We start from the raw sequence: 13,150 nt of genomic DNA, 5'->3' as shown, positions 1-13,150 counted from the left end.
CCCTTGGCCTGAGCGTTCCCGATGGACTTATTAAGCCGTCGGGCCGGTTAAGGACTTCCTAACAGGGCTATGCTGCAGGTCGTATCTTCGGGGGTACTTCCGATCTTTGGTAATGATGCTATGACCATTCCAATGAGTTACCCCGAAGGTGTCGGCTGATGGCCTGAAATCTGCGGCTTTGGCTCCCTGCTTGATGTCCCGGCGCGTGCCGTGTCCCATGACAACACGCGACGCTATGTCCGGTTTCTCAGAGCGCTCGGGGATTTAGAGGGAGGAACTACCAAAGGGTGCATTCCTCGCAACCTGATAGGATAGGCTCAACCCTCTGAAAATGCTGATGCTTCCTTTGCCGCTGGCATCATCGGGAGATGGTCGACAGGATACAGATGGGGTGAATCTGCTCTCCTCCGGCTGCGGAGAAATCAAATAATCCGCAGCCGGATCAATGGGTAAGCAGATGTTTCAACCTGAGCGGACGGGCTCAGGCGGCGCGCCGGGCAACCATCCGGTCGCGGGCGTCGGCGCGCTCCAGCGCACGGGCAACAAGATCGTCGAACAATCCGCCGATCGGCGCGTCAAGCACCGCCGTCCGGCTGGCGAGCATCGGTCCTTCCATCAGGATGGATCCTTCCTCCCCCGGGCCGAGAACGCGCCAGCCGCGGCTCTTCATCTCCGCAACGCGCGTCCGGGCAATGAACGCGCGGACATGGTCCGGTGCAAGATCGTCCATTCCGTCCCCCATTCGCTTTGATGGCCGGCTTTACGGCGGCCCTTCGGTTCACCAGGAAAGCGTACGGAAGAAACGCGAACGCAACAAGAACAAATTCGGGGAAAGAGCGAGGATTTCCGCCGAGTCGCTCACGCTCATGCTTGCTATGCCCTCGGCGTCCCTTGCCGTCGGGGCCATCGCCTCAAAGATCAGGCGGGGCGGCGGCGATTGCAACCCGTCCCACCCGTGACCAAAAGCGGCGATCAGGAAAGGTCCAGCCATGAGTGGCGTCCGCACCGAAACCGACAGCTTCGGCCCCATCGAAGTTCCGGCCGACCGTTACTGGGGCGCGCAGACCCAGCGCTCCCTCCAGAATTTCCGCATCGGCGGGGAGCGCATGCCGGCCGCGCTGGTCCGCGCGCTGGGCATCCAGAAGCGTGCCGCGGCGGCGGCCAACATGAAGCTGGGCGTTCTCGACCCGAAGCTGGGTGCGGCCATCATGGCTGCGGCCGACGAGGTGATCGACGGCCGGTTGGCCGATCACTTCCCGCTTGTGGTCTGGCAGACCGGCTCCGGCACCCAGACCAACATGAACGCCAACGAGGTGATCGCCAATCGTGCCATCGAGCAACTCGGCGGCACCATGGGGTCGAAAACGCCGATTCACCCCAACGATCACGTCAACATGGGGCAGTCGTCCAACGACAGCTTCCCCACCGCCATGCACATTGCAGCCGCCGACGAGATCGTCCGCAGCCTGATCCCCGCGCTGGAGCATCTGCGCACCGCGCTGGACGCCAAGGCCGACGCCTTCCAGGACATCGTCAAGATCGGCCGCACCCATCTGCAAGACGCGACGCCGCTGACGCTGGGGCAGGAATTCTCCGGCTATGCGGCGCAGGTGTCCTACGGCATCGGCCGGGTGAAGGGAGCGCTGCCGCAGCTCTACCGGCTGGCCCAGGGCGGTACGGCGGTCGGCACCGGACTGAACGCCAAGCCGGGCTTCGCCGAATCCTTCGCGGAGGAGGTCGCGGCCTTCACCGGCCTTCCCTTCGTCACGGCGGAAAACAAGTTCGAGGCGCTGGCGACGCATGACTCGCTGGTCGACGTTCACGGCCATCTGAACACGCTGGCGGTGTCGCTGATGAAGATTGCCAACGACATCCGGTTGCTTGGCTCCGGCCCGCGGTCGGGCATCGGCGAGCTTTCCCTGCCGGAGAACGAGCCCGGCTCCTCCATCATGCCCGGCAAGGTCAACCCGACCCAGTCGGAAGCGATGACCATGGTCTGCGCCCAGGTGATGGGCAACCACACCACGGTCACCGTGGCCGGCGCCACCGGCCATTTCGAGCTGAACGTGTTCAAGCCGGTGATCGCCTACAACGTCCTGCAGTCGATCCGACTGCTGAGCGACGCGGCGATGAGCTTCACCGACAACTGCGTCATCGGGATCGAAGCCAACCGCGACCGGATCGCCAAGCTGGTGTCCGACAGCCTGATGCTGGTGACCGCGCTGAACCCGCATATCGGCTATGACAATGCGGCGAAGATCGCCAAGAAGGCCCACAAGGAAGGGACAAGCCTAAAGGAGGCCGGGCGGGAACTCGGACTCCTGACGGATGAGCAATTCGATCAATGGGTTCGCCCCGAACGGATGGTTGGTCCCGGCTAAGCTTGGGGTTAGGGTGGGGGTGTCCATCCCGGCCGTTCCGGCCTTCCTCTGACCACCCCCATCCTGCAAACCGATGCGTGCGTGACCATGAAGAAGCGTTCGGTACTGATTGCCGGCCATCCCACAAGCGTTTCCCTTGAAGAAGAATTTTGGGACGCCCTGAAGTCGGTGGCGCAGGCGCGCGGCCTGTCGGTGAATGCCCTGATCGAGGAAATCGACCAGACGCGCACCGGCAACCTGTCCAGCGCGATCCGCGTCCATGTGTTGAAAGCGGTGCAGGGCCGCGGGCCGGGGGAGGGATGACGCCGGCGGCATGAGTCCCGGTATCCTCCAATGGACACCCGCGCGCGGCGGGCGTACACGGTGCGGGCTTTCCGCCACCTGACGCGATGCCGCCATCATGCCGCCCGATGCCTCCACCCTCGACATCATCGCCTTCGTCTGGTTCGTCGGCTCCTGGGTCGGCTTCACCGTCATCCAGGATCACCTGCTGTTTGGCCGCAACGTGGTCAACCAGCATCTGAAGATCGTGCGCCGTCACTGGATCGAGCGGATGCTGGAACGCGAGAACCGCATCATGGATTCGCAGCTGGTCGGCCACACCATGCACAGCTGCACCTTCTTCGCCTCCACCAACATGCTGGTGCTGGCCGGCCTGATCGGGTCCTTCGGTGCGGCGGAGCGGGCGCAGCAGCTGGTGTCAAACCTGTCCTTCACCGTCCAGACCTCGCATCAGCTGTTTGAGATCAAGATGCTGCTGATGGTGGTGATCTTCACCTTCGGCTTCTTCAAGTTCACCTGGGCGCTGCGCCAGTACAATTACTGCTGCGCCCTGATCGGCTCGGCGCCGATGCCGCCGGTTCGCCCCGAGGACCGCAAGGCCATTGCCGAGACCATCGGCGAGGCGTTGACCCTGGCCATCACCGCACTGAACGGCGGCATGCGTGCCTATTACTTCGCGCTGGCGGCCCTCGCCTGGATCATCGGGCCAATTCCCCTGATCGCGGCCAGCAGCGGCGTCATTCTGGTTCTTACCCGCCGTCAGGCATTTTCCGCCACGGAGAAGGTGATCCGCATTCAAACCGACTGGTTGAAGAGAAACGATTCAATCAATTGAAAATAACAAATAAAAAGCTTCTCTGTTTTGGCGGCGTGCGACCAAATATCCTCTACCTGGCAGCGAGTTGCGGTGGTTAGTGTTACCGCCATGTGACGGATCGCGCCGCGAACGCCGGGGCGGTGAAGAGGAAGATGAGGGCGACGATGGACGCCAGTACCGCAATGAGCATCATGGAATCACTGGATCAGGCGGAGGATCTGTTGCGCCGCATGCGGCTGCGCGATGGCTATGCGGGCAACGATATGCTTGCCCGCAACCGTGAACTTCTGGACGCCGCCCGCCGCCGTCTCGAACAGGTCCATAGCATCGCGGGAATGGACGCCCTGGACATCCTGGACAACTGCTCCAGCTGCCGGGTTCCGCTGCCGGCCTGAGACGCCGCTTGGCCGCCCGGCGCGGCCAGCGGAAGACACCGGCGGTCATCGTCAGCGACTGCTGGTGTCACCCTTTCAGCAGAATCTTTCCGCCGCTGCGCACCCGGGACCAATCCTTGGCAAAATAAGCGAAGTCGCGCGATGGCCGGCTGAACAGAAAACCCTGGGCCAGCGCCACGCCGAGGTCGGTCAGCAGGCCTGCATGCACCGGTTCCTCCACCTGCTCGCCGATCAGTTCCAGCCCCAGCTGGCGGCAGACATCCACCATGGAGCGCAGCATCGCCATGTCGCGTGGGCTGTTGACCGCGCCGCGGACGAACTTGCCGTCGATCTTGGCGTAGTCGGCCTGGATGCCGTAGAGCGACTGGAAGCTGGTCGATCCGGCCCCGACATCGTCCAGGCAGATGCGGAACCCAACTTGGCGCAGCTTCTGCAAAACGTCGTTCAGCTTGGCGATGTCGGTGACGACCACGGTTTCCGTCACCTCGATCAGCAGTTTTGCGGCGAGATCGCCATAAGGGGCGACGACCGACTGGAACTGCTTGAGGAAGATCGGGCTCATCAGCGTCTTGGCCGACAGGTTGATCGCCACGTCCGGCAGCTTCGGTTCCTTGTGGAATTCCTTCAGCGTGTCGAGCACCGTCTGGGTCAGCAGCAGGTCGAAATCATAGATCAGCCCGACATCCTCGGCGAAGGTGATGAAGTCGGCCGGAGAATTCGTTCCCTCCACGCGGGTCAGCGCCTCCAGGTGGTGGACGGCGCCGGTGGCGATATCGACGATGGGCTGATAAACGACGATGAAATCGCGGTTGTCGATGGTGGCGCGCAGCTGTCCGATCCGTTCCACCGCACCCGCCATCAGGCGGTTGGCGCCGTCCTCCAGGCTGGAGATGGTGAACTCCCCGCCCTGGGCGGAGGCGAAGGCCTGCACGGTATAGACCAGGGCGCGGGCGGCGTCGGCGGGGTCCAGCCGGTCGTCGGCCATGTCCAGGGTCCAGGACCGGATGCCGCCGGGCAGGGCACCCCCTGCCGCCTCGATGATCTGGGCGATGTGGCCCTGCACCTCGTGCCCGTCGATGTCCGCGGCATGGACGATGCCGTAGCGGTCGCCGCCCAGCTGGCCTGCGCTGTCCCCATCGGCGGAGATGCCGCGCAGATAGGCGTCGATGCCGTCGCGCACCTCGGCCGCCGCCCCCTCCGGCATGGCGTCGACCATCGCCTGCAGCCCTTCGACCAGCAGCAGCGTCAGTCCCTGGTCCATCCCCTTCTCGCGGGCTGCAAGAAGCCGCTCCTCAAGGATGCCAGCGAAGCCGGTCTGGTCGAGCAGTTCACCCTGCACCGCAGGTCCAGCCGAGCCGGTTCGCGGCGGCACGGTCAGCAGTATGGTCAGGAACAGGGAGCCCGGACAGGAATCGAGCCGGCAACCGCCCAGGAGGGCCGGGAACTGCTGCCCGTCGAAGGCCTGGAACAGAACGCGCGACGGCTTGATCCGCGCCTTGTCCCGGATGCGCTCGAACAGGACATGGACGTATTTGCGGTCGCCGGGGGCCACGACCTCCATCAGGTTGCTGCCCACCAGCCCGCCGACCTCGCCCTTGGTCAGGCGGCAGCGGGCGCCGGCGGAAAACAGGATGTTGCCTTGAGCATCCGTCTCGATCAGCAGATCGGCGGCGGCGAAGGCAAAGCCGACGAAACGGTCCCGGTCGCGCCCGGACTGGGGCCGACGCGGCCCGAGCGGACCGGCCACCGGGGTCACGACCGGGCCGATCACCGGGGTGGAGCGTCCTGCATTGTCCTGCGCCAGGGGCATCGTCATGCGGTTAGAAATTGCATCAAAGTTTAGAGATTTTCGGCGGGAATGTGACGTAGAGTAACCAATGTCGACATGGGTTGAAAGCCCATCGGTGGCGGATGACCTTCGGCACATGGGTGCGCGACAATTTGTGACATCTCTATTGCGATCATGAGTAAACCGGCATCGACACTCATCCTTCATTTAAAAAGTTGAGTTATCTCCCGCGCAAATGCGGGTATTCATTCCGGAAACGCAACGAATAGGCGGAGTGGGCAGGGGATCGCCGCAGGCAAAAGAAAAAAGCCCCGCAGACCGTGGGGTCGCGGGGCTTTGATCAATCCGGTGAAAGGGACGTCAGCGGCGCGGGAAAAGCCGGTTGACGTGGCCCATCTTGCGGCCGGGCCGGGCTTCCGCCTTGCCGTACAGGTGCAGGCGGGCGCCGGGCTCCGCCAGCAGGTCCGGCCAGCGCAGCACGTCGTCGCCGATCAGGTTGGTCATCTCGGCATCGGCGACGCGCTCCACCGACCCCAGCGGCAGGCCGCAGACCGCGCGCACCAGCTGCTCGAACTGGCAGGTGGCGCAGGCATCCATGGTCCAGTGTCCGGAATTGTGCGGTCGCGGCGCCATCTCGTTGACCAGGACGGCTCCGTCGGCGGTGACGAACATCTCCACCGCCAGGACGCCGACGAGATCCAGCGCTTCGGCGATGCGCCGGGCGATGCGGTCGGCCTCCGCCGCCGTCGCCGCCGACACCTTGTCCGGAGTGGCGGGGGCGATGGTGACGTCGAGAATGCCGTCCTTGTGGCGGTTCTCCACTGCCGGATAGGCGACCATCGCACCGTCGGCACCGCGGGCGACGATCACCGACACCTCGCAGGCGAAGGTGACGAAGCCCTCGACGACGCCCTCGACACCGGGCTTCCCGCCGCCGATGGCGCTCCACGCCGCCGCCGGGTCGCTGCCGGCGTCCAGTCGCGCCTGCCCCTTGCCGTCATAGCCGAGACGGGTGGACTTCAGGACGCAGCGCGGCCCGATCTCCGCCACCGCGCGGGCGACCTCGTCGGCGCCGTTGGCGGCGCGCCAGGGCGCCGTCGCGATGCCCAACCGATTGACGAAGCTCTTTTCCGCAATGCGGTCCTGTGCAACCGACAGCACGTCGGGGCCGGGATGCAGGTTGGTGAAGCGGCGCAGATGCTCCGCCGTCGCCACGGGGACATTTTCCCACTCCAAAGTCACCACGTCGACGGAGCGGGCGAAGCGTTCCAGCGCGTCCAGGTCGTCCCAACCGGCGACGGTCGCCGCGGCGCTGACCTGCGCCGCAGGGCTGTCCGCCGCATCGGGGGCATAGACATGGGTCTTGTAGCCCAGCCGGGCCGCGGCCAGCGCCGTCATCCGGCCGAGCTGCCCGGCACCCAGCATGCCGATGGTGGAACCGGGGGCGAGACGGGGCAGGGCGGCGCCCCTTTGATTGCCGGTCATGGCGGTAGGGCCTTCTCGCTGTCAGGTCGGGTCGTCGACGGGCGCGTCGGCCACCGCCGCGGTCTGGCGCGCGCGCCAGCCGTCCAGCGCGTCGGCCACCGCCGGGTCCATCAGCGCGATGACCGAGCCGGCCAGCAGCGCGGCATTGATCGCGCCGGCCTTGCCGATGGCCAGAGTGCCGACCGGAACGCCGCCCGGCATCTGGACGATCGACAGCAGGCTGTCCATGCCCTTCAGCGCGTGGCTTTCGACCGGAACGCCGAAGACCGGCAGTGGCGTCATGGACGCGGCCATGCCCGGCAGGTGGGCGGCGCCGCCGGCCCCGGCGATCACCACCTTCAACCCGCGCGCCTTGGCGGTGGTGGCGTACTCGACCAGCCGATGAGGCGTGCGATGGGCGGAAACGATGCGGACCTCGTGCGGGATGCCCAGCGCGGCGAGGGTATCGGCGGCGTGCTTCATGGTGGTCCAGTCAGACTGGCTGCCCATGATGATGCCGACCAGCGGCTGAACGCCTTCGGCCGCGATGTCGTTGGCCGGAACGGCGCTGTTCGGGGAGTGTTCGGCGGACACGGCGTGGCGCTTTCCTCAAGGTCCGGAAAGCGGCGCATTATAGGTGGAGTCGGGCCGCTGTCCAGAGCCGGCGCCGGCCCGCGGCCGGTCGCATGGCGAATCCGTCCCCTCCGCTGCGACATCCCGGCCCTTCCGGTGGAACATGGTTCCACTTATGGTGCCGTCCTATATGAACAGGATAGACCCTAGGCAATTCCGGACCGGACCCATCACATGACCGACACCGTTCCCAGCGAAGACCAGCGCAACGAGCACCGCGACATCCGCACCGCCATGGCGGAGGAACGGATGGCCACCGTCGGCATTGACGAGGCGTCGATCGAAAAGCTCGTGCGGACCTTCTACGGCAAGATTATGAAGGATGACGTTCTAGGCCCCATCTTCGGCCGGGCCATCACCGATTGGGAGCCGCATCTGCGCAAAATGATGGATTTCTGGTCGTCCATCGCCCTGTTGACCCAGCGCTACGACGGCCGCCCGATGCCGGTCCACATCTCGCTGGGGCTGGAGCCGCAGCATTTCGAGCGCTGGCTGGGCTTGTTCCGCGAGACCGCCCACGAACTCTTCCCGCCCGACGGCGCTGCCTTCCTGATCGGCAAGGCGGAAAACATCGCCCGCAGCTTCCAGATGGGCATCCAGTTCTTCACGGTGCCGAAGAAGGGCTGACGACCGCGCCGATGCCCTCATCCCCAGTGGGGGAGGGCATGCCTACGCGATGATATCCGGCAGGAGCCGGCTTTCCAGGACCATGATCTGGTCCTTCAGCATCAGCTTGCGCTTCTTCAGCCGCTGCATCTGCAACTGATCATAGGGCGCGCGTTCGGCGAGCCGGGCGATGACGTCGTCCAGGTCGCGGTGCTCGCTGCGCAAGCTCGCCAGCTTTTCCTTCAAAATCTCTTGCTCGTTCATCGCGCCCGTAGGAAGTGGCCGTTGCCCCGGGTGGGTCGGGGGTGCTCTTGCGGGTGGCCCTTTGGCTGGGCGGGCCGCACTATACCAGATTTCCGGCGGGACGGCACCGTCAAACCACCGGTTTCGTCCTTCGGCCTTGAGGAGCGCCGCGATCCTTCGGCGGCGGCATTCCACCTTTGCGGATGCGGGCAACGATTGCGGGAAATGCCTGTTCCGGTAACATGGTGGTTCATTTCAACAAACAGGCGAACGGGACGGGAACCCCTCAATGACTGCCCCAAAGAAAGCCGGCAAGCGCATCGGCATCCTGACCAGCGGCGGCGACTGCGCCGGGCTGAACGCCGTCATCCGTGCGGTGGTCCACCGCGCCACCGGCTATGGCTGGCAGGTGCTGGGCATCAAGGAAGGCACCCAGGGCCTGCTGCAGCGGCCGGTGCAGTACCAGACGCTCGACCTCGGCTCCGTCGACGGCCACATGATGCGTCAGGGCGGCACCATCCTGGGCACGACCAACCGCGGCGACCCCTTCGCCTATCCGATGCCCGACGGCACGCTGAAGGACCGGTCTGACGAGATCATCGGCGGCTACCGCGAACTCGGCCTGGACGCCCTGATCGGCATCGGCGGCGACGGCAGCTTCGCCATCCTGCACAAGCTGGCGCAGAAGGGCGGCTTCCCGATGGTGGGCGTGCCCAAGACCATCGACAACGACCTGGGCAAGACCGAGGTGTCGGTCGGCTACGACACCGCCGTCGCCGTGGCGGTGGAGGCGCTCGACCGCCTGCAGCCCACCGCGGCCAGCCACCACCGCGTCATGGTGCTGGAGGTGATGGGCCGCGATGCCGGCCACATCGCGCTGGCGGCCGGCATTGCCGGCGGGGCCGACGTGATCCTGATCCCGGAAATCGCCTATTCCATCGAGAGCATCGCGGCCAAGATCCAGGATGTCCGCAACACCGGCCGCAACTTCGCCCTTGTCGTGGTGTCGGAGGCGGTGAAGACGCTGGAGGGCACCGGCGTCAAGAAGGTGCTGCAGGGCGGCGAGAAGCGCTATGGCGGCATCGGCGATTATATCGGCGAGAAGATCGCCGACGCCACCGGGGCCGAGACCCGCGTCACCGTTCTGGGCCATGTCCAGCGCGGCAGCATGCCCAGCCCGCGCGACCGGCTGATCGCGTCCGCCTTCGGCGTCCACGCCGTCGACCTGATCGCGGAGGGCAAGTTCAACCGGATGGTCGCCTGGTCGAACCGCAGCGTCATCGATGTGCCGATCACCGAGGCGATCGAGCATTACTCCTGCGTCGAGCTGGACGGGGCGCTGGTCAAGACCGCCCGCGGCCTGAACATCAGCTTCGGCGATTGAGCGGGACGGTGAACCCGTTCTGGGACTTTTCCCTGGCCGTCTACGGGCGGCCGGGGGTTCCGGCCCTTTGCCTGTCCCTGCAGGACCGGCGCGGGGTGGACGTCAATGTGCTGCTGTTCGCCGCCTGGGCGGGGCTGGAGTGCGGCGTCCGCCTGTCCGAGGCCGAACTGGCCCGCATCGATTCGGCCATTTCCGGCTGGCGGGAGGAGGTCGTGCGCCCGTTGCGCGCCCTGCGCCGCCGCGCCAAGGACGAGGACGACGCATTCTACCGCCGCATGAAGGCCGCGGAACTGGAAGCCGAGCGAGTCCAGCAGGATCGGCTGTTCGCCGCCGCCGGCTTCATGCCGCGGCCTGGTGGCAGTGCGGATCTGGCCGTCCGCAACATGACGCTGCTGGTGGCGGGCGGCGATCCCGCGCTGGACAAGCTTGCGGGGGTGCTGGCCGGCTGCTGAGCGGCTGCCCCGGCGTCCTACCGGTTCAGGATCAGCTCGTTCGGATCGCGCACCGTGTCCGACACCAGGGCGGGTTTGCCGGCGTAGAAGGCGCTGCAGCGCTTGCCGCTGACCAGACGGGTCAGCGCTGCCTCCCACTCGCGGCCCTTGGGACCGATGATGCGCAGCTTCAGCTGGTCGATCAGCGGAAACACCTTGAACTGATCGATCTCGATCGGCTCGGAGGTCACGACGGTGAAGGCCTCCTGCTTCAGGGTCAGGGTCTTGCCGTTGATTTCCAGCGTGATGTCCTGCGCCCACGGGCAGCCGTTCGGCTTCGCGCCTTCGGCGGCAATCGCAGGTGCCGTTCCGACGGACAGCGGGAGCATGAGGACCGCGGCGGCAAGAAGGACTGTCCGGCAGGCGCCGTGTCTGGAAAAGGCCCGGGCTGGGCGCGAGGTCATGATCCGCTCCTTTGGGAAACGGGGCGGACAATAGCGATGCGTCAGTCTCATGACAATCCAGGGAAAATCCCGATTCTGTGACCGTTTGCGACGATTGGCGACGGTGCCCGACTGGACTGTCGCTGGCGCCGCGGCGCATGATCCGAAACACCGCCGACCCCCGCCAACCCGCAAGAGTCCCGATGGTCACTTTGTCGCAGGCCCTGCTGATCGCACTCGACCACCATCAGGCCGGCCGGGTGGCGGAGGCGGAGGATATCTACCGCCGCATCCTTGGCGCCGACCCGGAATATGCCGATGCCATGCAGCTTCTGGGCGTTCTGGCCGCACAGACAGGGCAAATGGACGCGGCGGTGCGGCGGCTTCGGCTTGCGGTGGCGTTGCGTCCCGACTCCGCCGGCGGCTGGTCCAATCTTGCCGGGGCCGAGCAGTCGGCGGGCGCCGTGGAGCGGGCCGTGCGCCTTTATTGCCGTGCTCTGTGCCTGATTCCGGAGTTGGCCGATGCCCATGCCAGCCGGTCCGCGGCTCTGTGCAGGCTTGGCCGGCACGATTCGGCGCTGGCGGCGGCCGGTCAGGCATTGTGTCTGGTGCCGGATCATGCCGACGCGCTTGCCAACCGGGCGGCGGCGCTTCTGTCGCACGGCGAGTCCCTGGCGTCGGAATCCTGCGCACGCCGGTCGCTGCGCCTGAACGGACGGTCAGCCGTGGCTCACGCAACCTTGGCCGCCGCTCTCGCCGCGCAACGCCGATGGATCGATGCCGAAGCGGCGGCCCGCGACTCGCTCATGGCCGACCGCAACCTCGGCGAGGCATGGGAGGTGTTGGGCGCGGTGCTGGCGAAGCTCGGGCGCTTCCCCGAATCGCTGGACGCCTTCGCCAATGCTGCGCGGCTGCGGCCCGGCCCATCGTTGTGGGCGGCCCGCGGCACCGCGCTGATCGCCATGGATCGGCCTGATGAGGCCGCCGCCGATTTCGAGCGCGCGCTGGCCGACCGGCCGCAGGACGCCGGGCTGCACTGGAACCTCGGATTCGCCCGGCTGATGGCCGGCGATTATGCCGGCGGCTGGCCGGAGTTCGACTGGCGACGCCACGACGACCGTGCTGAGCCGCCCTGGCGTCGCTTCTCCCAGCCGACTTGGCGGGGGGAGGCGTTGGAGGGCCGGACCATCCTCCTCTATGCGGAACAGGGACTGGGCGACACGCTGCAGTTCCTGCGCTACGTCCCGCTGGTGGCCGCTCGCGGCGGCCGCGTGGTTCTGGAGGTTCAGCCATCGCTGCTGCCCCTGATGGCGGGGGTGGTCGGGCCGGCGCAGGTGATCGCGCGCGGTGATCCGCTGCCTCCCTTCGATCTGGAATGCCCGCTGATGAGCCTGCCGCGCGCCTTCGGCACGGTTGTGAACGACGTGCCGGCGACCGTTCCCTATCTGCGGGCCGATCCGGCGCGCGTCGCACTCTGGCGCGAGCGCCTTGCGACAGGAGAGGGGCTGCGGGTCGGACTCGTCTGGGCGGGCAACCCGCGTTTTCCCGGCGACGACCAGCGCTCTCCCCGGCTGGCCGGCTTGCGCGGGCTGCTTGATGTGCCGGGCTGCCGCTTCCACGGGTTGCAGATGGGACCGGGGCGGGCCGACCTCACTGACGCGGTCATGCCCGAGGGCTTCACCGATGTGGCGCCGGAGATCGCCGATTTCGCCGATACGGCGGCGATCATGGCGAATCTGGATTTGGTGGTGTCGTCCTGCACCGGACCGGCGCATCTGGCCGGGGCGCTCGGCGTGCCGCTATGGGTGGCGCTGCCATTATCCGCGGATTGGCGCTGGATGACCGGCCGCGACGACAGCCCATGGTATCCGACCGCCCGCCTGTTCCGGCAGCCGACGCCCGGCGACTGGCGTTCAGTCGCCGGGCGCATGGCCGCCGAACTTGCGGCGCTGGTTCAGCGCTTCAAGCCGTCGCCATAGCGCGAGCAGTCGTAATCGTCGGTCCCGGCCTCTGCCCGGCCACCGTTGGAGGTGTTGTAGCGCGGGTCGTCGCAGCGGCCGTTGCGCGCATAGGACGAGTCGGAGCTGCCCGACCCGAACAGGCCGCCGCCGCTGCCGCCGAACAGCCCACCGCCGCTGCTGCCGCTGTTGCCCGTCTGGTTGCAGGCGGCCAGCGCAAGGGGAGCCGCGACCAGGATCACAAGTGGAAGTGCAGTCTTCATGGCGTTCCCTACCTCTTGTCGGAGTGAAGAAAACCTCTTTCCCTCGCTCTCAACAGGATAG

At 66.4% G+C, this 13,150-nt stretch carries 16 protein-coding genes; 8 read left to right on the top strand and 8 right to left on the bottom strand.

Features of this window, described 5'->3' with window-relative positions:
• Positions 1 to 481 precede the first annotated feature (481 nt).
• Both J2Y49_RS08335 and J2Y49_RS08330 read right to left on the bottom strand, forming a co-directional pair.
• Positions 482 to 730: a hypothetical protein gene (locus J2Y49_RS08335; RefSeq protein ID WP_310113978.1), complete on the bottom strand. Its 249-nt coding sequence runs from the start codon at positions 728 to 730 to the stop codon at positions 482 to 484.
• A 48-nt stretch (positions 731 to 778) separates the two neighbouring features.
• Positions 779 to 991, bottom strand: a complete 213-nt coding sequence (locus J2Y49_RS08330; protein ID WP_310113977.1) for a hypothetical protein — start codon at positions 989 to 991, stop codon at positions 779 to 781.
• On the opposite strand from J2Y49_RS08330, the gene fumC reads away from it, so the two are divergent.
• From fumC to J2Y49_RS08310, 4 genes are all read left to right on the top strand, one after another.
• Entirely contained in the window at positions 990 to 2,381 is a 1,392-nt protein-coding gene (gene fumC, locus J2Y49_RS08325; protein ID WP_310113975.1) for a class II fumarate hydratase, read from the top strand. The genes J2Y49_RS08330 and fumC overlap by 2 nt on opposite strands.
• 87 nt (positions 2,382 to 2,468) lie before the next feature.
• Positions 2,469 to 2,684, top strand: a complete 216-nt coding sequence (locus J2Y49_RS08320; protein WP_149223447.1) for a ribbon-helix-helix domain-containing protein — start codon at positions 2,469 to 2,471, stop codon at positions 2,682 to 2,684.
• A 97-nt stretch (positions 2,685 to 2,781) separates the two neighbouring features.
• The gene (locus J2Y49_RS08315) at positions 2,782 to 3,498 is read left to right on the top strand and encodes a DUF599 domain-containing protein (RefSeq protein ID WP_310113974.1); all 717 of its coding nucleotides are present in this window, start codon (positions 2,782 to 2,784) and stop codon (positions 3,496 to 3,498) included.
• A 173-nt stretch (positions 3,499 to 3,671) separates the two neighbouring features.
• Positions 3,672 to 3,875, top strand: coding sequence for a hypothetical protein (locus tag J2Y49_RS08310; RefSeq protein ID WP_310113973.1), 204 nt, complete (start codon positions 3,672 to 3,674; stop codon positions 3,873 to 3,875).
• Positions 3,876 to 3,942: 67 nt separating this feature from the next.
• Here the strand turns inward: J2Y49_RS08310 and J2Y49_RS08305 are convergent, their stop codons facing one another.
• The 3 genes from J2Y49_RS08305 to purE all read right to left on the bottom strand — a co-directional run bounded on the left by J2Y49_RS08305 (position 3,943) and on the right by purE (position 7,722).
• A complete protein-coding gene (locus J2Y49_RS08305; RefSeq protein ID WP_310113971.1) occupies positions 3,943 to 5,691 on the bottom strand; it encodes an EAL domain-containing protein in 1,749 nt (582 codons plus the stop codon).
• A 333-nt stretch (positions 5,692 to 6,024) separates the two neighbouring features.
• Complete coding sequence (locus J2Y49_RS08300) at positions 6,025 to 7,149, bottom strand: 5-(carboxyamino)imidazole ribonucleotide synthase (RefSeq protein ID WP_310113970.1); 1,125 nt, start codon at positions 7,147 to 7,149, stop codon at positions 6,025 to 6,027.
• Between the two features lie 21 nt (positions 7,150 to 7,170).
• Positions 7,171 to 7,722 carry a 5-(carboxyamino)imidazole ribonucleotide mutase gene (gene purE / locus J2Y49_RS08295; protein WP_310113967.1) on the bottom strand — a complete coding sequence of 184 codons (552 nt, stop codon included), beginning with the start codon at positions 7,720 to 7,722 and terminating at the stop codon, positions 7,171 to 7,173.
• Between the two features lie 213 nt (positions 7,723 to 7,935).
• Here purE and J2Y49_RS08290 point away from each other — a divergent pair, with 213 nt between their 5' ends.
• Positions 7,936 to 8,388: a group III truncated hemoglobin gene (locus J2Y49_RS08290; RefSeq protein WP_310113965.1), complete on the top strand. Its 453-nt coding sequence runs from the start codon at positions 7,936 to 7,938 to the stop codon at positions 8,386 to 8,388.
• Between the two features lie 42 nt (positions 8,389 to 8,430).
• Here J2Y49_RS08290 and J2Y49_RS08285 read toward each other — a convergent pair whose 3' ends face one another.
• Positions 8,431 to 8,631, bottom strand: a complete 201-nt coding sequence (locus J2Y49_RS08285) for a YdcH family protein (protein ID WP_012974357.1) — start codon at positions 8,629 to 8,631, stop codon at positions 8,431 to 8,433.
• A gap of 268 nt (positions 8,632 to 8,899) precedes the next feature.
• Here J2Y49_RS08285 and J2Y49_RS08280 point away from each other — a divergent pair, with 268 nt between their 5' ends.
• Entirely contained in the window at positions 8,900 to 9,994 is a 1,095-nt protein-coding gene (locus J2Y49_RS08280; protein ID WP_149223453.1) for an ATP-dependent 6-phosphofructokinase, read from the top strand.
• 8 nt (positions 9,995 to 10,002) lie between these two features.
• The gene (locus tag J2Y49_RS08275; RefSeq protein ID WP_310113963.1) at positions 10,003 to 10,446 is read left to right on the top strand and encodes a TIGR02444 family protein; all 444 of its coding nucleotides are present in this window, start codon (positions 10,003 to 10,005) and stop codon (positions 10,444 to 10,446) included.
• A 17-nt stretch (positions 10,447 to 10,463) separates the two neighbouring features.
• Here the strand turns inward: J2Y49_RS08275 and J2Y49_RS08270 are convergent, their stop codons facing one another.
• Entirely contained in the window at positions 10,464 to 10,889 is a 426-nt protein-coding gene (locus tag J2Y49_RS08270; RefSeq protein WP_310113961.1) for a hypothetical protein, read from the bottom strand.
• 182 nt (positions 10,890 to 11,071) lie between these two features.
• Between J2Y49_RS08270 and J2Y49_RS08265 the strand changes: the two genes are divergently transcribed.
• Entirely contained in the window at positions 11,072 to 12,847 is a 1,776-nt protein-coding gene (locus tag J2Y49_RS08265; RefSeq protein ID WP_310113959.1) for a tetratricopeptide repeat protein, read from the top strand.
• Here the strand turns inward: J2Y49_RS08265 and J2Y49_RS08260 are convergent.
• Positions 12,823 to 13,089, bottom strand: a complete 267-nt coding sequence (locus tag J2Y49_RS08260; protein ID WP_310113958.1) for a hypothetical protein — start codon at positions 13,087 to 13,089, stop codon at positions 12,823 to 12,825. The genes J2Y49_RS08265 and J2Y49_RS08260 overlap by 25 nt on opposite strands.
• Between the last annotated feature and the right edge of the window lie 61 nt (positions 13,090 to 13,150).

The organism is Azospirillum sp. BE72 (assembly GCF_031455875.1).
Lineage (GTDB): Bacteria > Pseudomonadota > Alphaproteobacteria > Azospirillales > Azospirillaceae > Azospirillum.
Note: the sequence above shows the minus strand (reverse complement) of the source record. Positions and strands in the feature narration are given on the sequence as shown.

Coding starts and splice junctions, on each gene's coding strand:
- J2Y49_RS08330 (WP_310113977.1), bottom strand. CDS start 991: ATGGCTGGACCTTTCCTGATCGCCGCTTTTGGTCACGGGTGGGACGGG.
- J2Y49_RS08270 (WP_310113961.1), bottom strand. CDS start 10,889: ATGACCTCGCGCCCAGCCCGGGCCTTTTCCAGACACGGCGCCTGCCGG.
- J2Y49_RS08335 (WP_310113978.1), bottom strand. CDS start 730: ATGGACGATCTTGCACCGGACCATGTCCGCGCGTTCATTGCCCGGACG.
- J2Y49_RS08320 (WP_149223447.1), top strand. CDS start 2,469: ATGAAGAAGCGTTCGGTACTGATTGCCGGCCATCCCACAAGCGTTTCC.
- fumC (WP_310113975.1), top strand. CDS start 990: ATGAGTGGCGTCCGCACCGAAACCGACAGCTTCGGCCCCATCGAAGTT.
- J2Y49_RS08280 (WP_149223453.1), top strand. CDS start 8,900: ATGACTGCCCCAAAGAAAGCCGGCAAGCGCATCGGCATCCTGACCAGC.
- J2Y49_RS08315 (WP_310113974.1), top strand. CDS start 2,782: ATGCCGCCCGATGCCTCCACCCTCGACATCATCGCCTTCGTCTGGTTC.
- J2Y49_RS08310 (WP_310113973.1), top strand. CDS start 3,672: ATGGAATCACTGGATCAGGCGGAGGATCTGTTGCGCCGCATGCGGCTG.
- J2Y49_RS08305 (WP_310113971.1), bottom strand. CDS start 5,691: ATGACGATGCCCCTGGCGCAGGACAATGCAGGACGCTCCACCCCGGTG.
- J2Y49_RS08300 (WP_310113970.1), bottom strand. CDS start 7,149: ATGACCGGCAATCAAAGGGGCGCCGCCCTGCCCCGTCTCGCCCCCGGT.
- J2Y49_RS08260 (WP_310113958.1), bottom strand. CDS start 13,089: ATGAAGACTGCACTTCCACTTGTGATCCTGGTCGCGGCTCCCCTTGCG.
- J2Y49_RS08290 (WP_310113965.1), top strand. CDS start 7,936: ATGACCGACACCGTTCCCAGCGAAGACCAGCGCAACGAGCACCGCGAC.
- J2Y49_RS08285 (WP_012974357.1), bottom strand. CDS start 8,631: ATGAACGAGCAAGAGATTTTGAAGGAAAAGCTGGCGAGCTTGCGCAGC.
- J2Y49_RS08265 (WP_310113959.1), top strand. CDS start 11,072: ATGGTCACTTTGTCGCAGGCCCTGCTGATCGCACTCGACCACCATCAG.